This is a genomic window from Providencia sp. PROV119 (genome assembly GCF_028482435.1).
GTDB classification, from domain to species: Bacteria; Pseudomonadota; Gammaproteobacteria; order Enterobacterales; family Enterobacteriaceae; genus Providencia; species Providencia stuartii.
Window position 1 is genome coordinate 77,009 of sequence record NZ_JAMPQL010000015.1, and the last position, 20,769, is coordinate 97,777.

General features: G+C 51.7%; 21 protein-coding genes and 1 pseudogene. 3 read left to right on the plus strand and 19 right to left on the minus strand.

Annotated elements, in window-relative coordinates:
* Window positions 1-82: 82 nt before the first annotated feature.
* From PSF11_RS14085 to PSF11_RS14130, 10 genes are read right to left on the minus strand one after another with little or no spacing between them, the layout of a single operon-like run.
* Window positions 83-2,950, minus strand: coding sequence for a conjugative transfer ATPase (locus PSF11_RS14085; RefSeq protein WP_163769721.1), 2,868 nt, complete (start codon window positions 2,948-2,950; stop codon window positions 83-85).
* A complete protein-coding gene (locus PSF11_RS14090; protein ID WP_004245744.1) occupies window positions 2,950-3,387 on the minus strand; it encodes a TIGR03751 family conjugal transfer lipoprotein in 438 nt (145 codons plus the stop codon). The genes PSF11_RS14085 and PSF11_RS14090 overlap by 1 nt, the downstream gene beginning before the upstream one ends.
* Window positions 3,384-3,869 carry a hypothetical protein gene (locus PSF11_RS14095; RefSeq protein WP_004239705.1) on the minus strand — a complete coding sequence of 162 codons (486 nt, stop codon included), beginning with the start codon at window positions 3,867-3,869 and terminating at the stop codon, window positions 3,384-3,386. Before PSF11_RS14095 ends, PSF11_RS14090 begins: the two co-directional genes overlap by 4 nt.
* Window positions 3,866-5,395 carry a TIGR03752 family integrating conjugative element protein gene (locus tag PSF11_RS14100; RefSeq protein WP_036919079.1) on the minus strand — a complete coding sequence of 510 codons (1,530 nt, stop codon included), beginning with the start codon at window positions 5,393-5,395 and terminating at the stop codon, window positions 3,866-3,868. Before PSF11_RS14100 ends, PSF11_RS14095 begins: the two co-directional genes overlap by 4 nt.
* Window positions 5,392-6,288, minus strand: coding sequence for a TIGR03749 family integrating conjugative element protein (locus PSF11_RS14105; RefSeq protein ID WP_163769719.1), 897 nt, complete (start codon window positions 6,286-6,288; stop codon window positions 5,392-5,394). Before PSF11_RS14105 ends, PSF11_RS14100 begins: the two co-directional genes overlap by 4 nt.
* Window positions 6,285-6,929: a PFL_4703 family integrating conjugative element protein gene (locus PSF11_RS14110; RefSeq protein WP_000033152.1), complete on the minus strand. Its 645-nt coding sequence runs from the start codon at window positions 6,927-6,929 to the stop codon at window positions 6,285-6,287. The genes PSF11_RS14105 and PSF11_RS14110 overlap by 4 nt, the downstream gene beginning before the upstream one ends.
* A complete protein-coding gene (locus PSF11_RS14115) occupies window positions 6,922-7,338 on the minus strand; it encodes a TIGR03750 family conjugal transfer protein (RefSeq protein WP_004239708.1) in 417 nt (138 codons plus the stop codon). Before PSF11_RS14115 ends, PSF11_RS14110 begins: the two co-directional genes overlap by 8 nt.
* Before the next feature lie 12 nt (window positions 7,339-7,350).
* Entirely contained in the window at window positions 7,351-7,713 is a 363-nt protein-coding gene (locus PSF11_RS14120; RefSeq protein ID WP_073557142.1) for a TIGR03745 family integrating conjugative element membrane protein, read from the minus strand.
* Between the two features lie 47 nt (window positions 7,714-7,760).
* The gene (locus PSF11_RS14125) at window positions 7,761-8,000 is read right to left on the minus strand and encodes a TIGR03758 family integrating conjugative element protein (protein ID WP_001070025.1); all 240 of its coding nucleotides are present in this window, start codon (window positions 7,998-8,000) and stop codon (window positions 7,761-7,763) included.
* Window positions 7,997-8,323 (minus strand): integrative conjugative element protein, RAQPRD family, encoded by a 327-nt coding sequence (locus PSF11_RS14130; protein WP_001236300.1) that lies wholly within the window; start codon window positions 8,321-8,323, stop codon window positions 7,997-7,999. The genes PSF11_RS14125 and PSF11_RS14130 overlap by 4 nt, the downstream gene beginning before the upstream one ends.
* A gap of 146 nt (window positions 8,324-8,469) precedes the next feature.
* On the opposite strand from PSF11_RS14130, the gene PSF11_RS14135 reads away from it, so the two are divergent.
* Window positions 8,470-9,078: a DUF2913 family protein gene (locus PSF11_RS14135; RefSeq protein ID WP_004239713.1), complete on the plus strand. Its 609-nt coding sequence runs from the start codon at window positions 8,470-8,472 to the stop codon at window positions 9,076-9,078.
* A gap of 87 nt (window positions 9,079-9,165) precedes the next feature.
* Here the strand turns inward: PSF11_RS14135 and PSF11_RS14140 are convergent, their stop codons facing one another.
* The 9 genes and pseudogenes from PSF11_RS14140 to PSF11_RS14180 form a co-directional block, all read right to left on the minus strand.
* A complete protein-coding gene (locus PSF11_RS14140; protein ID WP_000179437.1) occupies window positions 9,166-9,915 on the minus strand; it encodes a TIGR03747 family integrating conjugative element membrane protein in 750 nt (249 codons plus the stop codon).
* Window positions 9,902-12,049 (minus strand): type IV conjugative transfer system coupling protein TraD, encoded by a 2,148-nt coding sequence (gene traD / locus PSF11_RS14145; protein WP_012368437.1) that lies wholly within the window; start codon window positions 12,047-12,049, stop codon window positions 9,902-9,904. The genes PSF11_RS14140 and traD overlap by 14 nt, the downstream gene beginning before the upstream one ends.
* Window positions 12,050-12,404: 355 nt before the next feature.
* Window positions 12,405-12,959, minus strand: coding sequence for an integrating conjugative element protein (locus PSF11_RS14150; protein WP_004245750.1), 555 nt, complete (start codon window positions 12,957-12,959; stop codon window positions 12,405-12,407).
* Window positions 12,949-13,587: a transglycosylase SLT domain-containing protein gene (locus PSF11_RS14155; protein ID WP_004239718.1), complete on the minus strand. Its 639-nt coding sequence runs from the start codon at window positions 13,585-13,587 to the stop codon at window positions 12,949-12,951. The genes PSF11_RS14150 and PSF11_RS14155 overlap by 11 nt, the downstream gene beginning before the upstream one ends.
* 12 nt (window positions 13,588-13,599) lie before the next feature.
* Complete coding sequence (locus PSF11_RS14160) at window positions 13,600-14,334, minus strand: TIGR03759 family integrating conjugative element protein (RefSeq protein WP_000790124.1); 735 nt, start codon at window positions 14,332-14,334, stop codon at window positions 13,600-13,602.
* 13 nt (window positions 14,335-14,347) lie between these two features.
* A complete protein-coding gene (locus PSF11_RS14165) occupies window positions 14,348-15,088 on the minus strand; it encodes a hypothetical protein (RefSeq protein WP_000149725.1) in 741 nt (246 codons plus the stop codon).
* A complete protein-coding gene (gene pilL2, locus PSF11_RS14170) occupies window positions 15,085-15,747 on the minus strand; it encodes a PFGI-1 class ICE element type IV pilus protein PilL2 (protein ID WP_004239720.1) in 663 nt (220 codons plus the stop codon). Before pilL2 ends, PSF11_RS14165 begins: the two co-directional genes overlap by 4 nt.
* Before the next feature lie 171 nt (window positions 15,748-15,918).
* Window positions 15,919-16,356: pseudogene (gene tnpA, locus PSF11_RS14175) on the minus strand (IS200/IS605 family transposase).
* A 157-nt stretch (window positions 16,357-16,513) separates the two neighbouring features.
* Complete coding sequence (locus tag PSF11_RS14180; protein ID WP_272682830.1) at window positions 16,514-18,502, minus strand: TonB-dependent receptor; 1,989 nt, start codon at window positions 18,500-18,502, stop codon at window positions 16,514-16,516.
* 256 nt (window positions 18,503-18,758) lie between these two features.
* Between PSF11_RS14180 and PSF11_RS14185 the strand changes: the two genes are divergently transcribed.
* Both PSF11_RS14185 and PSF11_RS14190 read left to right on the plus strand, forming a co-directional pair.
* Entirely contained in the window at window positions 18,759-19,988 is a 1,230-nt protein-coding gene (locus tag PSF11_RS14185; protein ID WP_000974234.1) for an MFS transporter, read from the plus strand.
* Window positions 19,989-20,019: 31 nt separating this feature from the next.
* Window positions 20,020-20,757 (plus strand): class I SAM-dependent methyltransferase, encoded by a 738-nt coding sequence (locus PSF11_RS14190; RefSeq protein ID WP_000371013.1) that lies wholly within the window; start codon window positions 20,020-20,022, stop codon window positions 20,755-20,757.
* The last annotated feature ends 12 nt before the right edge of the window (window positions 20,758-20,769 follow it).

Sequence of the window (20,769 nt, forward strand, 5' to 3'; positions counted from 1 at the left end):
CCTCTTTTTAACATACCCAATGAAGCGGCCGGGTAAGCCGTGCTGCAACACGGTTTACCCACTCCCTGCTCCACCCGTTTCATCATCCCGGCACCCGGGGCGGTAACCCCCGTTTCCGGTCAAGTTCATCTGCCACCCTGAACGCCGCTTCCAGCTCACTGCATCCGTATTGCTCCATCAGCACCCGCCGTTGCTGCTTCTCCTCTTTTTCCGTCATCCCCAGCGCCAGATATAAGCTCGGCTGTACCACCCGGAACAGCGCCTCCACTTTCCGCGCCAGCACCACCCCTTCCGTGTAACAGCCGGAGAGTTTGGCTGCGGACAGCAGCACCTGTTTCTGCTCCTCACTGAGCGTCTTAAAGCGGGCGATTGCCTCCACCTCTTTCTGCGGCATCGTCAGACACACCCACCACTCCGCCATATTGAGCATTTTCTCGGCACAGTCCGGATAGTCATCGAGGTTCTGGGTCGCCAGCCACAGCCAGGCCCCCAGTTTCCGCCACATTTTCACCACTTTGGTCACATAGGGGGATAACAGCGGGTTGACCGTCACGATATGCGCCTCATCCACCACAAAATTAATGTCCCGGGCCCGGTACTGATCCCGCTCGGCAATATTGTTGATGGAGTTGATAAGACTCACCATCGTCAGCGCCATCTGGGCCTCATACCCTTCCCGCGCCAGGTGCCCCAAATCAATCAGGGTCACATCCGCCTCCGGCCACAGCTCCCCCGGCAGATTAAACAGCTCATGCTCAAAACTGCCCGGTTCGGTAAACATCCCCAGGGATTCCGCCATTTCGGCCGCTTTCGCCCGGCGCTGCGGATTTAATGCCCGCCCTTCCTCTTCACCTTCCCCCCGGGAGAGGGCATACAGCGCCTCCTGCAAATCCGCCGGCAGCATCTGCCGGTCGGCGGCATAAGACGCCCGGGCCCCCGCCATCAGCGCCCGGCGGATCATCGCCCGGTCAGCCCGCTTCAGCTCCGCTTCTTCCCGCACATCCCCGCCGGTGATCATCATGCGGGCGGAGATTTCCATTTCCCCCAGAATGTCACGCTGCCCGTCATCATCCTCAGATTCACTGTCCGTCTCTGGCAGTTCATCCGCATTCAGTGCCAGACGCTGTTCATCCATCATCAGCAGCTGATGCGCATCCGCAAACAGCGGCAGACGCACCCCGCTGCCGGGCTTGACACTGACCTTATTGACACTCAGCCCCAGACTGGCGTAATAGTCCGCCAGTAAACCAAAGGAGTTACCGGCCTCCGCAATAAACAGACGCGGACGGCGGACCGCCATCAGCTGCGATAACTGTGCGCATAAGGTGGCGGATTTACCGGCCCCGGTGGGACCGAATAACAGCAGATGCGCATTCTGGGTACGATCCTGTTTATTCTGCGGATCAAAGGTCAGCACCCCGCCGCCCCGGTTAAAGAAACTCCAGCCGGGATGCCCGGTGCCGCTGGTGCGCCCGGTCACCGGCAGTAATCCGGCCAGGTGCTGTACCCAGGTCAGCCGGGTATACCAGTGTTTTTTATCCGTCTGCGGGTCAAAACACATCGGCAGGGCACGCAGATACCCGTTCAGCGGCGCCACATCATATTCCGGCTTCACCGGCTCCAGACCGGCATTCAGCAGCGTGGCCGTCAGATCCACGCGCTTTTTGTTCAGTTCCTCCACCGAGCCGGCACGCAGCAGCAATGACAGGGAGGCCCGGTAAAGCTTATGGCGGTGCCCCAGTAAACCTCTGGCGGTTTCCACGTCCCGGCGGGTACGTTGCGAGTCGGTGTTTTCCCCCACCGAGTTTTTCCCCAGCCGGGTAAATTCCTGCTCCAGCGTATCCTGAGGCTGTGTGATGATGGTCATCGACAGCATCGTCCCTTCCGGAAACAGGTCCATCAGCGCATTGATATTTTTGTCACCGCGCTTCTGCTCCCCGGTCAGGTGCCCCGGCCCCGGGGCTTTACGCAGTTTTTCGATATTCACCACACCGTGCGCCAGGTTATCAAACCACCACACGCCGTTTTCCACATCCGACCGGGGCGGGGTAAACCACAGCGTTTCCGCAAAATCCTTCAGCACCGGCAGGGTGCCCGGGGCTTCCTCCGCCGCCGGCCAGTACGCCCCTTCCCGGTACAGCGTCTCCCGGTCCACCCAGTCAGGGGCCGGATTGAAATGACGCAGCAGCCACTGATGCACCTGCCTCCCGTCCTGGCGGACACACTGCACGCCGGCACTGCCCAGACTGCTGACCAGCCGGTCACACATCTGATTGAGCATCGCCACCGGCGGCATCGGATCGGTATAGCTGTTCCCCAGCCGGCGGTAAACCACCATCCGGGTCCGGCGCTGCTGTCCGCGCCAGGGTTGTCCGGTCACCTCCGTGTCCTTAAACAGCCCTTCCGGACGGGCAATCCCCCGTAAATGACGCGCCATTTCGGTCAGCCAGGCTTCGGTAAACGCGGTGCCCCGGGCCGCCGGCAGGATATAGTCCCGCAATGTGGCCAGTGTGACGCTCACGTCGTCCTCATCCTGACAAAAAAACTGCACCACCCACGGGTTATCATCATGCTCATCCAGACTGTCCTGAAGCGCATCCTCCACCGCATCCCGGATTTCGAGCAGACGGCCGGCAGAGCGCCCTTCCGTCGGCGCCGGCTCAACGGCATACACCGCCCCGACCGACACCCCGTCATCAAGCAGCAGGCATTGCTCCTCATCCAGAAATTCCACCCAGGGCAGGTAATCAATAAAGGACGGATTCGCATGGTAAATCTTCTGCTCATCCGCCCGGGTCATTTTTCCCGGCCGGGAAAGCGGCTGACGGCCTAAACCGGCATTCTCTGCCGGTGTACTGCGGTGTACGGTTTTGTCAGCCTTGTTTTCATCCGTTTTTTCAGCAGAAACCGCCTGCGCTTTCCGGCGTGAGCGGAATAATGAAAATCCCATCACAAGCCCTCCACACGCTCACCCGGCAGGGCATACTGCACTTGATGGTAAAACGGAAACACCGTACTGTATCCCGGCACCGGCAGATTGCCGGCCGAGAGATGCGGGAACACATACATCACCATGTCCGGGTTCGGCAGACGCGGAAACTGCTGATGGATCTCACTGCTTTGTGTCCGGGTATACGCGGTGTCCGCCTGCTGAAGGCGCGCGGCTTCATCATTCGTCAGGGCGCGTCGCAGGGCGCTGCGGGCGGTCTCCGTCACCGTCCGGCTGTCCGCCGCACCGTTCGGATCAGCCTGTCTGCCGGACCAGATGGCCATCATGTCGCTGTTTCCCGCCGGCAGCAGCTCCTCTTTGGAGGTGGCACAGCCGGCCAGCAACAACACCAGTGCGCACAGCACTCTGCTTTTCATCACACATTTCATCATTCTCATGATATGACGCCTCCCGCGCCCTTCAGGATCGCCCCCCGGCAGGTCAGCCGGGCAAACTCACCGTGACAGCTCAGTTCAGATAGTGAAAAAGGCACACATTGCCAGCCGGCTTTATCCGGCGCCTCCCCTTTAAAAACGGTGTACAGCAGGCGATCCCAGTCACTGTCCTGCGGCCACGCCTCATCCCGCGGGGCAAACCGGTAAACGGTAATGTCGTTGTCACTCAGCCCCACCCGGTGACGGCCCACAGACAGAACCGCCCCGGGCGTCTCACCGGCGGTACTCTGCCACGCCAGCTGTATCGTCGCCGGTGACATGCCGGCAATCAGCTGCTGTTGCTCCTCATCAAACACCTGATGACCGGCCACCGTCAGGCAAAAATGACTTCCAGTACAACCGGCCTGTCCGGCACTGAACACAAACACCAGCGGAAACGTCACCGGCGTCACAGCCAGCACCCCCGGCTTCGCAAAATACGTCACTCCAGACCTCCTTCCTCACCCTCTGTCAGTGAAAAACCGTAATTCACCCGGCGTCCCTGCGATTCATAATCCACCGGGATCTGACGGCTGATATGCACCGCGACTTTCTGCCCCGGCGGCACATACACCGCATCAAAGGTCTGCCCGTAGCGGGATTTCACCCAGTCCGCCACATCCTTAAACCCGCCGCCGATGGCACTGCCCAGCGCCGCTTTCCCCGCATCCCCGGAGAGCGAGGAGGTGATACCGTACCCGTTGTTCTGCGCGGTATACTGACTCTGCGACATCGCATCCCCGGCCGAGGCCGCTGCCGTCAGGGCAAACAGGGTCGGCAGATAGGTGCCGGCATTGGTTTTACGTTCACCGCTGATACACGGGATCCCGCTCTCATCTGAAATCCAGCCGAGCGACCCGCCGTTATTACGGGCATTCTGTCCGCTGTTGGCCTGACTGCCGCCGTCCGTCCGGTCAGCCGGCTTCGGCACCGTGCGGATCGTGCCGTCCGTAAAAACAAAGGTGATCGAGGTGATATCCCCGCGCACACAGGACAATGTCCAGTCACCGGTGGCCGAGCCGCTGATCACCGCCCCTTCCACATCCGGTAACTCAATGCCGTTCGCCGTGAGGTTGTCTTTTCCCACCACCACCTTGAACGGATACGGATCGGTCACTTTACCGTCAATGGGCACCCGCCCCAGCAACGCCGTCATCGCCTGGCTGCCCACCAGGGTGGCATTCTCCGGTATCGTGTACGCCGGTTCGGTATGGGCCTCACCGTCCACTGTACCGGAGAGCGTGCGCTGATTTTTGGCCACCCGGTCCAGTTCCGCTTTCTGACGGGTAATGGCGTTATCCTCCAGAAAAGAGGTCGGAAACGCCGGTTTAGCCGGTTGTCCGTTCACCATCCGCCCCGGTTCAGCCGGTTGTCCGTTCACCATCCGCCCCGGTTCAGCCGGTTGTGCATCCTGCGGCTCAGCCCACAGCAACCCGTCTTTCACCGTCAGTCCGCTGCCCCCGGTATCCAGCCCCAGTCCCAGCGGAATATCGCCTTGTCCGCTGCCCTGAGCCGGCTGACCACCTGATGCTGTCAGCGTTTCCCCCAGGCTATCCAGACGCCGCATCAGTGTCTGCTGCTCCTGTTGCAGGGCACGCTGCTGACTCTCCGCTTCCTGACGGACGGAAGCCACCGCAGACTGGATCTGCCCCGACACATTCTGCTGCCGGTTACGCAGCTGCGCATTCTCTTCCAGCAATTTCTCATTCTGGGCGATCAATTCCGCCTGACGGTCACGTACCGTTTTCATAGTGCCAATCAGCGTCCTCAGTGTATCGGCCGGGGTATCCCCCTCAATCCCGAGTGACTTCAGCTCCCCTGGGTCAAGGTCATTGATTGACTGAGACAGGTTGTCCTGTCCGCTGCCGGTGACCGGCGTGTCGGGCTGGCAGCTTTTGATACCAATCAGCACCGCCAACGCCAGTGCGGACGGCACCAGAATTTTGACCAGCGTATTGGATTTCACTTTCATCGGGCTTTCCCTCCCGTCCTCCGGACAGGCGGCTCCGCAGGAAACGCCTTATCCGGTTTGCCTTTCATCACCAGATACACTGTGGTGGTATCCTCCGGTGTGCCCTTCGCGTCCAGCCACTGATGCTGGAACGTGGCGCTGACAAACTGCCCCTGCAACTGACGGGGATCCAGCACGACTTTCTGAGCGGACTGATTGGTCAGTTTCACCGCCACCACCCGGTACTCCGCCGCCTGCCAGCCGGCCAGCGGCCGCGCGATCAGTGGTTCAGACGGGTAGAGTGCTGTCAGTGTTTTTGGTAAGGTCAGTGGCAAAGGTTGTACGCCGGACACCGGCTCCACTGTTCTTAACGGTGCATACAGACTCTGGGCGGCATAACGGGTCAGTAAGACCGGTAACGGCGCCGGATAACGGGTTTTCGCTTTGCGGTCCACGCTTTCCGGTACGGCATCGGCTGCTGCCCCCGCAGCCTGCCCGCTGCGTCTGACGCTCTGACTGTCACGCTGCGTACTGACTTCACCGCTGTACACCACCCGCACCGGCTCCAGCTTCCCTTTACCGGCAGTGGCCGTCACATCCAGCAACAGGATTTCCCCGCTTTCCACATCCTGTAACTGAAGGCGGGTCTGCGGGAAGGCGCTTTCCGCCCGCAGGTACACCGCCCCTCCGGTACTCTGGATCCGCAGTTTCTCATTCAGAGACGGTGGAAAACCGACACGCACATTTTTTTCCACAAACACAATGCGCTCTTCCCCCACATGCAGAGAAACCGGTAACGGAATACGCTCCCAGCGGACCAGCTCTACCGCCTGCACCGGCAGCGGCAGAGCGGCCACAGAAAACATCGCCGAAATCCCCAGAGCACAGGCCGTCAGATGACGTTTTATGCTCATTGACTGACCTCCTTATTCTGCTCCGCCGCTTCCAGACGCTGAGGCAGCCCGTCATAGCAGTCCAGGGCCAGACCAAACGGATTACTTTCCGGATCGCCCTCCCAGCGCACCACTTTCACCGGATAACGTACCGTCGCTCGCTTGACCGGCTCCGCGCTAAAATATTCATCCGCTACCAAATCCAGGCGCACGATCCAGTTATCCCGGTCAATCACCCGGACTTTATCCTCACTGAACCCGCGTCCCGGGATCTCATACACCACCCGGGAACGCCCTTTCAGCTCCCCGAGCGTAGTACGGTAAGCGGCCTCTTTCTCAAAATACGCCCGGCAGGACGGCGTCAGATAGGCACTGAGCTGTGCAATCTTTCGCGGATAATCCACCTCGCCGTCTTTCGGCCAGGCATTCAGTTGCTGAAAAATATAAAAGCTGAAAGCGTACACCGTCGGCAGCGGCACTTCCCACCATGCCCGGGTACTGCCGGAGCGCAAATCCGGCGGATTATGGATCGTCAGTTTAGCCGGCGCCCGCATCCAGCCGGCAAAGGCCACAAACAGGCAGAGCACCAGCACCCCGCAGATCATCCGCAGTGTCAGAATGTGCTGGTCCCGGTTTTGCAGGGCATGACGAAATTTACTCATGGCGGCCTCCGGCGATATACCGGCACAGTGACAGCGCCTGCGTCCGGCGTAAAAACCAGCCCTGAGATACGGTGATGAGGGATTTTTCAGTCAGCCGTCCGGTCAGCGGCAATGTGCGGGCAAACCCGGTTTGCAGTTTCCAGGACAATCGGCGGTAGAGATAATTTTCCGGTTTTCCGCGTTTGATACGGGTCAGAAAAGTGCCGCCAAAAAACACCACCAACAGCGGCATTATCAACGCGCCGGTCGGCAGGATCACCCACCCGGCCAGCGGTAACAGCGGGATACTGATAACGCTCCCGCCCACACAACCGACACCGGCGGCGGCAAACATTTCATGGGTGGTAAATCCGCGAAAGACGGTGGGCTCTGCATTTAAGCGATCCGGCATAAAATCGATGGTCTGCATCGTTGCCTCCGCTTAAAAAATAATAGTGGCGGATTTTCCGGCCAGCCAGACGACCGCCACAATCAGGACGACACCGACTACAATAATTGTACCGAATTTACCCCAGCCAGCCTTTTGGTCGCGCACTTCATTGAACGTGGTGACCGCGGCAATGGCCACCACGATAAAAGCCGTCGCAGCCACAACCAGCCCGCCAATCACAATGCCGTCATTAAGATAGCCTTTAATGGTGTCCATCAGTCCGCCGCCGCCACCGGAAGAAGGGGGTTCCACCGAAGGCAGTGCGGCATACGCCGGCATCAGACTGAATAAAGTGAATAACGTCACCACTGACGCACCAATACGACGGACACCACGTCCCCAAAATGATTTCATATCCATAAAATGACCTTTCATTCTGTAAAATAAATTAAACAGCACACTCAACTGGCAAACATCCAGATGCAGACCACCAGTAATATCACTGCCCGGACAGCAAACTGCCCCACCCTTGCAGTACGAACATTTTCATTTGCCCAGCCCCGGTAAACATCAACCAGTCCCCAGGCTGCCCATAAAAACAGCACCGCCAGTAATGCCCCGATACACAACAGATTCAGAACAGCCGGAGACATCCCCGAGCCGGCAGCAGCCTCAAATGCCGCCTGCTGTGACGGATTCATCGCTGCTCCCGGCGGTAATCCCCGCGCAGCGGCTCCGCCACATTAACCGGCACCGTGGGCTGGGCCCGGGAAGGCTCCAGATAGCGGACAATCCCCTGCCGGATAATCTCCACCTCTCTGGAGGCGCGGGAATAATCAAAATAAAAACGGGCGTGATTGTCCTGATTTGCCTGAATACGGGCGCGCTCCAGGCTGGCCTGGATGTGATCGAGCTGCTTTAACGTCAGCGCCAGTTCATCTTTTTCAGCGGCCTGAGCAGGCAATACCCCAAATGCACTGACAACCAACGCAAACAGGGAAATAAGCGGAGAAAATAATCGCATAACGACTCCTTAAAGACGGTTAACGTGGAGTCAGGGTAAAAAAGGCGGACAGAAAAAACAGCAAACAATTAGTTTTCCAAATTTTTTAATTTTATATTGCTTGCTTTTTGCGAAAATAGCTGAAATGAATAAATAAAAGTGAGCCTATGAGTCAGACCATCACCCGAAAAACTGGGCATTTTGCCTGGTGTGCACTGGTTGCCCTGCATCTGGCCCGCAGGGAGGGGCTGGTGCAGTCCGACATGCAGAAAAACCTGTTTTTAATACGCTGGCTGGCAACCGCCAAAAAGCAACGCCGTTTTGACCGTGACGTTACGCCGGATATTGACTGGCTGCTTCAACAGGGACGTACACTGGGGAGCCGGGCCAAACTGCCACAAAAACTGGATTATCTGTACCGCTCCTGTACAGGCGCATTACACGAGCAGAGCGATCTGTTCCGGCTCACTTATGCGCTTGAATCGGCCAAGGAGGCAGGCTTTGCCTATCAGTTATTGAGTGATAAATCGTGGCACAGACGACATGCGGTGAGCCCGGATACGCTCAGCAACACCATCTGTTTATCCAAAAATGCACTGGAGCAGGCTTTTGATACTGACGGTCATCAGACCGCACACCTACCTGTAAAAATCGGAGGTGATATCGCCGCACTAGCTGAACTGCTGACACAATGTGGCTGGCAACTCATCACGACAGACAACCCGCCACTTTATTTACTGCTCACACTCATCAATCCATCAATCAGCGCAGGATAACCCCATCACACCACTGACGCGCGGCCTAGCCGCTTGTCTGCTGACAGAGACACACAAAAACAAGTGTTGTGTGTCTCTGCCCAGCGCCTATAAATATTTTTTAAATGACGCGGTAGCCACTGCCACCGCAAGCCCGAACAACAGAGCCGCCGGTAACAACACCAGATTAGGGTAAATGGCAGACGGCCAGGACAGATAAATCATGCACGGAACAAAAAAGGCCGGCTTAACAAAACGCTTGGCGTGGTGATACACAAAACTGGATTCATACCCGGCACCATAACGCCGCAAATCACGCCGGTTAAAGCCTTCCACCATGCCCACCAACAGCACCATAACAAACAGGGGCATCGACAGCACCAGAATAGTCACCCGGATAAAAAAGGTCAGCGTCACATAAACCGTCGCCAGCAGATAGTCTCTCAGCTCGGACACAAACCAAATCCGCCAGTCATCCAGTTCACGGGCAACTGCATTCCCGCTGACAGGATACACGTTCTGCCAGCTCTCCATCAGCCCGGACTCCACAAACAGCCACCGGTATGCCTGTTCAACGGTATGAGCCAGCCACTGCGCCGGACTGGACATCAGCAGACTACGGGTAAACCCTTCTGACAGATACCCGCTCTCGGTTAACATCACCTGCCGGCTGTGCTCCGCCCCTTCGTCCGCCCAGAAAAACGCAATCCCGACCCACTCAATCAACAGACTGCATACCCAGGAGGCCAGTAATACCCCGATGATGGCCCACGGCCAGTGCCACAACAATTTAGCCGGCAAACCGGGGTCTTTTGCCGGGTGACGCGGGGTTTCCTGACGTACCTCAGCAGTTGCCATCGTTGCCCCCTTCGGTATCCGGTGCCATCTCAGCCACATTCATACCGCCGCTGTCATGCCGCGCATCCGAAAATGATGACGCAGTCCACCAAGTTTCGCCGGTACGGTAATTTTTCTCCATATACTGTGCGATTTTTTGTAAATCCGGTGGCATCAGGGCATCAGCCTCTGCCGCCGGCAGGGGCATCCTGATTTTCCATAACTTCCCGCCTTCCAGCAGCGCAAACGCCTGTCCTTTCGGTAACTGAATAATATCTGCCGGTAACAGCAGCGGTTTAGCCACCATACTGACCCTGTCCTGGGTATTGGAGGTAAAATCACTCCCCTGCCTCGGATTGGAAATATCGGTGATCCCGGATACCAGGGTTTTGGTGTAAATATCCACTTCCGGTAACTGTTCCGTCAGTAATTTCGCGGTCATCAGTTCACGGACACGCAACATCACCAGCGTATTAAAGTTACCGGTGACCTGCGCCGATTTCGCCGCATTCCCCAGCCGGGCTTCAATATCAGACCAGGTCTGTGTGTAGGCCGTCACTTCAATCCCCGCGCCGCCGCTCTTGTTCAGTAACGGAATAAATTCATCCCCCATCAGTTCATTAAATTCATCGCAATGCAGGCTGATCGGTAATTTTCCGGCGTGCTCATCCTCCGGCAGTCCATCCTGAGTCCCGAATTTATAAATATGCCCGGCTACCGAGACCAAATCCGCAAACATGGAATTCCCCACCGCTGCCGCCACTTCCGCATCCGATAACGCATCCAGCCCGACATATACAATCCCTTTTTTCCGAATCACCTGCTGCCAGTCAAAAATCGGACGGGGATCCTGCATATTGGTGTAATCCGGCGACAACAGGGCGGCAGTTTTTCCGGTAGTCAGTTTTTCCAGTAACGGCAGCAGAGAAGCCACTATTTTATCAAAATAGGTCCGGTCATAACGGATCGCACTGCGCAGCCCGTCCAAAATCGGATCATAGATTTTTTTCCCTTTCTCACTACTTAACGCCAGCTCCGTTGCCCAGATAGCCACAGCTTTCGGATCACTTTGCAGATGACGGGGCACATCCTCGACCGTCAGCGCGTTCTGCGCATTCTCGATTTGGGCAAACAAATCAGGTAGTTGTGCTTTAATCACCTGCATCGAATATGTCTGATAGAGTTCCCCGATATTGGTGACATAACGTAAAATTTTGGCATAATCCGGACGCTCCCCCAGAGCAACCAGTGCCCGGGCAATGATATTAACAAACCGCCAGGCAAACTCCCGGAACGCCGCGCTGTTCCCTTCCCCGGATAACTGGCCGGCAACCCGCCCCGCGACTTCCGATACTCGGCCAAAACGCCCGATGGCGTTATAACGGGCACTGATATCAGGCCAGCCCAAGTGAAAAACATAAAACTCCTCACTGCGCCCCGCACGATGCGCTTCCGCCCACATCCGGCGCAATAAATCCGCATCCCCTTTCGGATCAAAAACAATCGTGATATTCCCCCGGCGGATATCCTGAGTGATCAGCACTTCCGCCAGACGGGTTTTGCCGACACGGGTGGTCCCCAGTACCAGCATATGACCAACCCGTTCACGCAAATCCATGGTCACATTCACCTCATCCGGCTCCACACCGTGTAACACCGGATTCCCCCCCACCGGCGTCAGCGGGCGGACCGGATTCAGCCAACTGTCTTTTTGCAAAAGCCGGCAAACCGCCGGAAAACGGGATTCAAAACGGAGTTCAAACTGCCGGGCCAGCCGGTAATGTGCCGGCGGCTGAACATACCGCTCCACTTCCGGACGCTGGGTTTCCAGCAGGCGTTGCGTGTGTTTTTGCTGCCACTGAAACCCTTTTCCCAGAAACAGACGCTGCCGGCTGACCGGCACCTGTGCCGACGTCACCTGATAGCGGGGCAGACGCCGGAGATTCCGGCGGTAACGTAATACCCGGAATCCCTGATGTGCCCGCAATGCGGAAAAACCGGCAAACGCACCGGCGGTGACATAACTCACGGACGGAGACAATGCCACTGCCCAGGGCGCTACCGCACACACAAACGCCGCCCCGCCGGACACCAGAGCACTGTTCAATTCCACGGCCGGTCGCAGCCAGGCCTCTATCACATAACGATCACTCATTCTCTCAAACTCTTTTTTGGTGTTACCCCGGAAAACAGTGTTTAAAAATTCACCGGTGTTTCCAGTGGAAACAGTGTTCAAAAATCATCCAGCGTTTCCACTGGAAACACTGTTTGAAAATTCACCGACACGTCCGGAAAACAATGTGCTCACTGCACTCAACCCCAGGGAGGATCTGACGGATTTTCTTTTTCCGGTACACGCGATTCTTTCCCGTGACAGTGACGATGACGGCGGGCAGGACGGTTTTTTTTCCCCAGGAGTCTCATCACAACAAAGAACACGCACCACATCAGCACGGCCAACCAGAATGCCGGGGAGTCAACCCCATCTGAAGGCCATATCGGCGGTAACATTACTTCACCTGCTGGGTCAACCCGGTTTCCGTGATCAGAACTGGGTAATGTGATAACTGAAGACGGTGAGCTAAATCGGTGCCAGAAGCTGGGGAGAGCAGTCCTCCCTGAGCCAGCGCCTGAAGCGCCTGTAACCCGGTTTCCGATTTCACATTCACCACCATCCCGGCCGCATTCATTGCATTCAGCTGGGCTGCGTGCTGTGTGAGCCATGCCCGGGATAACGGATCATCCCCCACCAGATACAGTGCCCCAATCCCCGGTAAATGCAGGACGCGGTCATCCACCTCCCCCGGCGTCATTTCCGGTGTCTCAACCGGCAACACCATTGACGGGGCCATCACGGACGGCAGAGGGCGGGACGCCGGCTTTGCTGTCCATTCATTCGGGGCATTATTTATCGCGTCATAAAAAGGTGCTGCCGGTTGCCCGCCATAATCCGCCACCACCGTTAATGCCGCCTGACTGCCGCCGGCTGCGCAAAACAGCAGCATCCCCAAGACGGGCAGGGGATAAAAGGCTCGCGTTGTCTTTTCTTCAGGATTATTTCGCATCGGTTTTGTTCTCCGGTTCTATCCACACAAACGATACAGCCCGATCTGTACTGACTGCCGGTAAATGAGCGGGAACGGGTTGTGTACCGCCCGTCAGTGTCGCCAGCTGACGCCGGACACTATTTTTATAGCGTACTGCGGGCTGACCGCCCGCCGGATGGTGATAACAGCCGGCGGCACGGATCCAACTACCCGGTGACGCCTCATAACAGCGGCGCAGGATGCGGGCGGCCACATGCAAATTGGTATAAGGATCAAAGGCCTCCCAGGCGGAACGGAAGTGATGCCCGTTCCAGCCCCAGTTCACCTGTGCAATCCCCACATCAATACGTCTGGGGGATGTCGTCTGTAAAAACGACTGTAAAGCCTGCCAGGCGGCCTGCCGTGTCGGATAACGGTATCCTTTACCAGCCACATTCAGCGTCCACGGCCAGGGATGGATTTCACCGGCCTGCGGGTGATGTGCCGGTAATGTCCAGGATGACTCCGTCAGTGCCAGGGAATACAGGGCTTCTGCTGGTACATTCTCCTGCCGGGCCACCTCACGGTAGCCCGGCGGCACCTCCCGAGCCGGTAACGGCACGGAAAACAGCAGCAGGACAAGAGTGAGCAGGGAATTTTTACGCATCACGCCTCCGGATTAAGGTGTGAGCGGACGCCACCGCCCATCCGGTAACTGTTGCATCACCACCGGTGTGGTGGTCAGTCCGTACTGAAGCGAGAGACCGCCATCATGATTTAACGTAATTTCCCGCTTTCTGACGCGCTCTGCCGGGATATTTTTTTGTCTGGCCCAAGCCCTCAGGCGGTTATCATCCCCCTTTGTCCCCAGCACATAAATATCAAACGGCTGTTTGCCGGCCAGCAGAGTAGCCAGACGGGCATCACACGCGCTACAATTTTCCGCCTGCACAAACAGTGCCTGCCGGCGCTGCGCTGTTCCCTGTTCCATCCTGCCGAATGTTCCCAGACTGACCGGTAATACCTGACCATAGAGCCGCTTCCAGGCAGCATCTACTTCCCGCTGAAACGCCAGCTCTTTTTCTGCCCTGGCAAATTCCTGCTGTACCCACTTTTCAGCCAGCCGGCGGCGCTCTTCGTCTGACCGGGCCTCAATACCCAATGTCGTCAGGGGATCCAGTCCGGGAGACTGAATACCGCGCCGCCCTTTCATCAGCGCCTCAAAACGGGCATACTCCTCCGCACTCAGTCCCCATTCCTGCGCCTCATACTGCAATGACTGTGTCTGACTCTCAGCCGATTTCCCCGCCTCAATCTGAACCGGTCGGGTTGCCCCGGAAACAGACTGTGCAGCTGTCAGCGGTGCGGACATCAGACACCCACCCAGTAAAACCACGCATCTTATGTTTTTCATCACGGCATTCCTTTTATGGCAGGCGCAACGTCACTGTGCGCCCCTGATAACGTAATGTCACACGATCAGTCTGAATGTCGGTCATTTCCCAGCCCTGATAACGTCCGCCTACCGGCAGTAACTGTACCTGCCCCAGCTGACGAATATCCGCAGGAGCCAGTGCGGCAAGAAGACGACCGCCCCGCTGTTCAATCGCGGTTAACTGAAACGGCACGGTCCGGGATGGACGGACAGAAGCCCCGAGACGGGAAGTTTCCGGCGTGGCGGGTTTTGCCCTGACAACCGGGGGATTGACCGTTTTTTGTTCCGGCTGACGCTGTTCCTGCAACTGATGTAACGCCAGTGCCCACTGTGCCTGGCGGGTTTCCAGTTGTGCCAGCCGTTTTTCCAGCCCGTCAGACAGTACGGCGATCTGTTCATCCGGTTTGCCGGCCACCGCCAGCTGTGCTGTCACCGTTCTGAGGGTGTCGCGCTGTGATGCCACATCCTGTTTTAGCGTCGTCAGCCCCTGACGGAGCACGTCCAGTTGCGCATTCATCCGGTCATCCGTGACAGAGTCAGCCATCTTCATCTCAATCGCCTGTAATCGTTGTCCGAGTTGTGACAGAGCCTCTGAGTGTGAACTGATAACATTACTGTGGATAAACAGCGGGATACCGGCCACCAGAGCACAGGCGACCACGCCCGTCACAATCACCCCCCGGTAAATTTTTTTATGTAATGGGGTTACGGACAATTCTTCAGAATGAGTCATTTCAGCCACCCTCCGCGATGAACCTTATTCACATCGGTATGACCAGTGGAAGTGTTAAGCACCGGTGGCACCGGTAATGGCGTACTGCCCGCAGAAAGTGGGGTGACCACAGAGACGGATGAAGCGCCGCTCATTCCTGCATCCGGCGCAGATGGCGTGTATTCCGGACGAAGTCGGTAACACACTTCCCGTTGCACATCATCCACCCACAACTGCCAGGCCGGACCGACAAGGATCTGTAACGCCACATTCAGGCGGATCGATCCCATCTGATAATGAACAGCGGGTAACGGCAAACGATAAAGGTGGTTCGCCTGTCCATCGGACGTGCACAGACGATATCCGGAATCACGCAGGGCATAATGTAGCGCATCCCCGACTGTCGGGGAGACGGAAGCAGGAATACGCAGATGAACAATTTGTTCCAGCGGGTAACGCTGTGCCTGTGAAGGCGAAATATCAACCAGCCGGTAACGGTCATAACGCACCACTTCCGGGGCTGACGGATAAATATCTGGGAGCAGCGGCTGAGCATAACCGACGTTGAGCGGAATCGCGATGTCTGCCGCCGCTTCCGTAGGCTGGGCTGGCTTGTCTGCACAGCCCCCCAACAACAGTGAGGTCAGGGCAAGACATATCGGGAGAGTTTTCATACGCATTTTCTGTCCTGAGTTAACAAAATAAAGTCACAGGCACACTGTGCGCAGAAAAGCAAGCGCTCTCAATAGGAAATTAGTTTTCCGAAAAAAAAGAAAACGGCGGGTGTAAAATACCGCCTCTAAAAGAGGTGGTTTTAAATTGGGCCCCCTATAAGGGGGCTATATTCTTTATTAATCCCCCAACAATTCCATTTGTTGGTCGAGCTCTTGATCAACTTTATCCTGATGCCTTACATAACGCCTAATGATGACTTCATTAACCCCCACCGTATCAGCAAAATATCCCCTAGCCCAAAAATGATTACCCCAAAGTTTCTTACGTATATGTGGAAATCGATTATATAACCTTATCGTACTACGTCCTTTCAGGACTCCCATTAGTGTTGATATTGATAGTTTAGGTGGGATCATTACAACTAAATAAGCATGGTCTGGCTGAACATTTAGCACCAATACTTCACAGTCTTTCATAATGCAGAGAATATAAATTATTCTATAAAGCTCTTTTCCTACTTTATCTTTCAATATATTATAACGATATTTAGGAGTCCAAACTAGATGATATTTGCAACGTCAATACACATGTGATGAACTTCTGTATAAACCCATGTTATTTCCTCTTTACTTGTGGTGAGTAAGAGGTAGTTTTTTAACATGGGTTTCCTTCAGGCTATAGCCTCACAGGGTCAATCATCACCTGCTTAGGTGGTGGTTTAAGGCTGACAATAAAAACCCGCTTTTTGGCGCAGGCGGATTTTACTATACCCTAAAAGTTAATACTTCCCTGAACCCCGATCTCTCTCGGATTACCTAGCTGTGCTTTATTACCAAATGCATACGTTCGATATAAAGCATCACCAATATTTTTCGCATAGATACTAAGTTCATATTGCTTTGTAGGGTGCCATGATATTGATGCATCAACAACAGTATAATGCCCTTGTTCTAAATTATTTTGCTCATTAAAGTAAAATGGTCCATTAAATCTGACTGCAATCCGAGAAGACCACTTTTGCTCCTTGCCATATAAGCCCTCCCATGAAATTAATGAACTATAACTAGGAGTATAAGCAGGTCTTTTATTTTTATGTTCTCCACTGGTAAACTCTGATTGATTGAACATGCCACCCAGTGAAATACTATGATTAGGGGTAAGCTTTGATTTCCAAAGATATTCTATCCCTCGACTTCTTGAATCTCCCATATTAGATAATGCCTGATAACCAATAACACCTACATATCCTTGAACATCTTTACTATCTATTTGATATAAAGTAATTTCGGCCATATGGTTATCATTAACACTGTGCCATTTCCAACCTAATTCCATTTCCGTGGCAATTTCCGATTTATAAGAATTCAGAGCTAGTTTATCAACCCCTTCTTTGTTAAAACCACCAGGTTTAAAACCGCGGCCAACTCCAAACCATATACGATTCTGCTCATTTGGAAGCCAGGCGATACTTGCTCGTGGAATAAAGGCATTAAAAACTGCATTATTATTATAATTAGACTCACCTTTTCCTTTTTCTAAAATAATCATTCGAGTTTTTGCTTTTTCGTGAGAAAAACGAGCCCCTGCACCTAACTCCCAATTGTCATTTATCCTGTATGCACCATCAAAATATCCAGAGTAATTATAAATATCATTATCAGATTTTTTTCCTCCCATTCCGACTTTCCCTACAGATAAATTATCATGTCTATAACCCATCTTTTGAAATGATACCCCTATAATTCCACTTAGATCCCCCCCCTCATAATTAGCTCTTGCTTCTGAATACAAAATATCCTGAGAATCATCTTGTAACGTTCCGTCCATAAACAATCTATCTATATCCATATTTTGATAAGAAAGTATCGTTTTAAACTTCCATTCATCATTAAAATCATAACCTGTATTCCAGGAAATATTTTTTAATTTACGTTTAAGATTAGGTGTTTCATATAACCATTCAGTATCAATTTTTGAACGTGAAAGAGGTGAAAAAGGAACAAAATATTCCTCATGAGAATGGTAATTTTCTCCACCTACTTTTAAATTAGACTCAAATAATGTATCAGGGGAAATATAATTAGCAGACAACCATCCAGCTTTTATATCTCTGCTATCAACATTTTTTTTATCCCATGCTGGATTGTTCAAAGAACCATTATTTCTATCGAGACTAACATTCCCCTGAAAAGCCCAGCCGTTTTCCATGTAGCCAGTGCTTCCTCCTGTATTGATTCTTTCCCCTTGACCAAAATATTGCCCCCCTAACCATGCTTCAGCGTGACTACTGGGTTTTTTGGTAATAACACTGATAATCCCTCCCAATGTGCCACGCCCATAAATAACTCCTTGTGGGCCTTTAAGTAGCTCAACTTGCTCAACCCCTTGAAGAGATTGAGCATACGATTGAGAAAGCTGGGGAGCACCATCAACAAACAGTCCCAAACTTGGAGAAAAGAAATCGGCCGAAGATTGGCCCCGAAGAGTCATATTGTTATAAATACGCGAACTTCGGTTTGCAGATAACAACTCAGGAAAAACTGCGCTCAAATCATCAGTTTGATTAACTAAAGATTTTTTTAACTGTTCATCAGTTTGAACATTCACATTACCAATTACATCAAAACTACTTTGAATGCGCTTAGTTGCAGTAACAGTTATTGTATTATCATGCTGTTCTGTGGCAGCTACAGAGCTTACTGTTACCATTGTAGCCGCTACAAAAGATATAGATTTAAATAAAGTTCCTTTATTTTCCATATAAACCCCAAAATGTGCAATGGCACTTTACGCCGAAATGTTAATGCGAATTAATATCATTTGCATTGTTATTATTATTTGAGGTTGATCACATTTTGAGCATGAAAATTATATATACTTATGAAAGTGTGCTGAGTAACAGAAAACATGAATATTAAGGTGGGTTAATAGAGTGCAAACCAATGACAAAAAACAAAAGGATCATTGCTGCTATAAATCAATCTGTTATGAGTTATCAGCCAACAGAAGGATCATTATGGCTATAGGTGGGGTTTATATCACCCAAACCCTTATATCAATGATTATCATGCAATCTGTACCAACCTTACTAAGAAGTGAAGGATTTTCTCTCTCTTTAATTGGATTGACTTCACTTTTTATGCTTCCTTGGACACTTAAATTTTTATGGTCTCCATTTATTGAACGCCTGAGATTACCTTTTGGAAAAAAATTTCGCCGTTCACGTAACTTGATTCTTATTGGTCAATCATTGGTTGCTCTTTTAGTTTTTTTACTTATTCTAATAAACCCTAACGATAATATAAGCAAACTGAATAATCTTTGGATTTTTGGAATATTTATCCTATGTGCATTCTTAACATCGACTATTGACATTGCATGTGATGGCATGGCGGTAGAACAGATTAAGGCAAGTAATAGAGGGTGGGGAAATATTGCCCAAGTTGGCGGAGGAGAAATAGGAGCATTATTAGGCACTAGTGGTTTTTTATTAATTTCCAGTTATTTTAGCTTAAATACTGCATTTGCTATATCAGCTCTAACCATCATATTACTTACAATTCCAACACTCTACTTTAAAGAATCAGATAGACTAACCACATCTGAAACTTACCATATACCCAAATTATCATATGCATTTAATCGAAAAGAGGTAAGAATTGGTATTTTATTAGTAGTTTTATTAGAAGGAGGTAACAGAATCACAGATATGATTACCGGACCTCTATTAATAGATATAAATATTACATTAAATAATATTGCACTATTAATAGGAAGCTTCAATTTTTGTGCAAGCCTATTTGGAACACTTTTAGGTGGTATATTAATAAAAGTATTTGGCATATGGAAATCAATTTTCATTACCTATGGTTTACAAGGTTTAATTTTTACTTTCATATCCATGGCTATAGGAATAAAATATATCCCACATGAAATACTTTTTTTACTTATAGGGTTCAAATATATTCTTTTTTCTGCAGGACTAGTTTCTTTTTACACTGGTTTAATGAGCTTATCTTCATTGAAACAAGCTGGTATTGATTTCACTATTTTCCAATGTACAAATGCTTTTACAGCAATCATTGCTACTCTATTAGGCACTTGGACAGCGGAGAACTGGTCTTATCATTTTGTTTTTGCAATATCATCTATTTATACTTTTATCGCAGTACTAATTTCCATTAAATTAATAAAAAAACGCCTTAAACTAAATATTTCATCAAACAATTTTGAGCAATATGTATAATTAGTAGGAAATTGAATAAGGTAATTACAGAATGGATAACTATGAAGATTATTATACTCAGTCTGCTGAAATGTATGATATTTTAAGCGAACCTCATTGGGAAACTCGTAAAGATACATTTATAAAATCCTTGAAGTTTATGGGAGTAAAAACAGGCAACTGGTTAAATATAGGTTCCGGCACTGGCCAAGAATTAAGTATAATTGCGCAAATGTTTCCAGACATACATATTTTTGCAATTGAACCGTCTGCATCTATGCGTATTGGCCTAATGACAAGAATTATGATGTTACCTGAAATACAACACCAAGTAACTGTGATTGCTGATACATTTCAAAATACCATTCTACCAAAATCATTTTCTGCCGCTATTATATGTGGCTGTATAGGATATTTTAATCAGAATGATAGAAAAATATTATGGAATAAGCTTGCAAATGGGCTAGAAAAAAAAGGTGCTATTTTGGTAGATACAATGCCGTTTAATACGCCTTGTAACATTTCTAAGATACTATTAAATAGTAAAAAAATAGGGAACCATATCTATGAAATTTATTTAAGTGGCAAACCTATAGATCAAGAGGCTATTCGTTGGAATATGAATTTTAAAATCATAGAAGACGATAAAGTCATACGAAATTTTAATATAGAAAGAGATTGGTATACTTTTGGAATTGAACAAGTAATTAAGGAGGCATCAAGAGAAGGATTGGTCCATGAAAACATTAGCTCAAGTACTGTACCAATGGCAATCCTCCGCCATAAATAACTCATAATTAAG

Excerpts from the sequence above, each read along its gene's own strand:
- PSF11_RS14085 (WP_163769721.1), bottom strand. The coding sequence starts at position 2,950 with ATGGGATTTTCATTATTCCGCTCACGCCGGAAAGCGCAGGCGGTTTCT.
- PSF11_RS14090 (WP_004245744.1), bottom strand. The coding sequence starts at position 3,387 with ATGAGAATGATGAAATGTGTGATGAAAAGCAGAGTGCTGTGCGCACTG.
- PSF11_RS14100 (WP_036919079.1), bottom strand. The coding sequence starts at position 5,395 with ATGAAAGTGAAATCCAATACGCTGGTCAAAATTCTGGTGCCGTCCGCA.
- PSF11_RS14105 (WP_163769719.1), bottom strand. The coding sequence starts at position 6,288 with ATGAGCATAAAACGTCATCTGACGGCCTGTGCTCTGGGGATTTCGGCG.
- PSF11_RS14110 (WP_000033152.1), bottom strand. The coding sequence starts at position 6,929 with ATGAGTAAATTTCGTCATGCCCTGCAAAACCGGGACCAGCACATTCTG.
- PSF11_RS14115 (WP_004239708.1), bottom strand. The coding sequence starts at position 7,338 with ATGCAGACCATCGATTTTATGCCGGATCGCTTAAATGCAGAGCCCACC.
- PSF11_RS14120 (WP_073557142.1), bottom strand. The coding sequence starts at position 7,713 with ATGAAATCATTTTGGGGACGTGGTGTCCGTCGTATTGGTGCGTCAGTG.
- PSF11_RS14125 (WP_001070025.1), bottom strand. The coding sequence starts at position 8,000 with ATGAATCCGTCACAGCAGGCGGCATTTGAGGCTGCTGCCGGCTCGGGG.
- PSF11_RS14130 (WP_001236300.1), bottom strand. The coding sequence starts at position 8,323 with ATGCGATTATTTTCTCCGCTTATTTCCCTGTTTGCGTTGGTTGTCAGT.
- PSF11_RS14135 (WP_004239713.1), top strand. The coding sequence starts at position 8,470 with ATGAGTCAGACCATCACCCGAAAAACTGGGCATTTTGCCTGGTGTGCA.
- PSF11_RS14140 (WP_000179437.1), bottom strand. The coding sequence starts at position 9,915 with ATGGCAACTGCTGAGGTACGTCAGGAAACCCCGCGTCACCCGGCAAAA.
- traD (WP_012368437.1), bottom strand. The coding sequence starts at position 12,049 with ATGAGTGATCGTTATGTGATAGAGGCCTGGCTGCGACCGGCCGTGGAA.
- PSF11_RS14150 (WP_004245750.1), bottom strand. The coding sequence starts at position 12,959 with ATGCGAAATAATCCTGAAGAAAAGACAACGCGAGCCTTTTATCCCCTG.
- PSF11_RS14155 (WP_004239718.1), bottom strand. The coding sequence starts at position 13,587 with ATGCGTAAAAATTCCCTGCTCACTCTTGTCCTGCTGCTGTTTTCCGTG.
- PSF11_RS14160 (WP_000790124.1), bottom strand. The coding sequence starts at position 14,334 with ATGAAAAACATAAGATGCGTGGTTTTACTGGGTGGGTGTCTGATGTCC.
- PSF11_RS14165 (WP_000149725.1), bottom strand. The coding sequence starts at position 15,088 with ATGACTCATTCTGAAGAATTGTCCGTAACCCCATTACATAAAAAAATT.
- pilL2 (WP_004239720.1), bottom strand. The coding sequence starts at position 15,747 with ATGCGTATGAAAACTCTCCCGATATGTCTTGCCCTGACCTCACTGTTG.
- PSF11_RS14180 (WP_272682830.1), bottom strand. The coding sequence starts at position 18,502 with ATGGAAAATAAAGGAACTTTATTTAAATCTATATCTTTTGTAGCGGCT.
- PSF11_RS14185 (WP_000974234.1), top strand. The coding sequence starts at position 18,759 with ATGGCTATAGGTGGGGTTTATATCACCCAAACCCTTATATCAATGATT.
- PSF11_RS14190 (WP_000371013.1), top strand. The coding sequence starts at position 20,020 with ATGGATAACTATGAAGATTATTATACTCAGTCTGCTGAAATGTATGAT.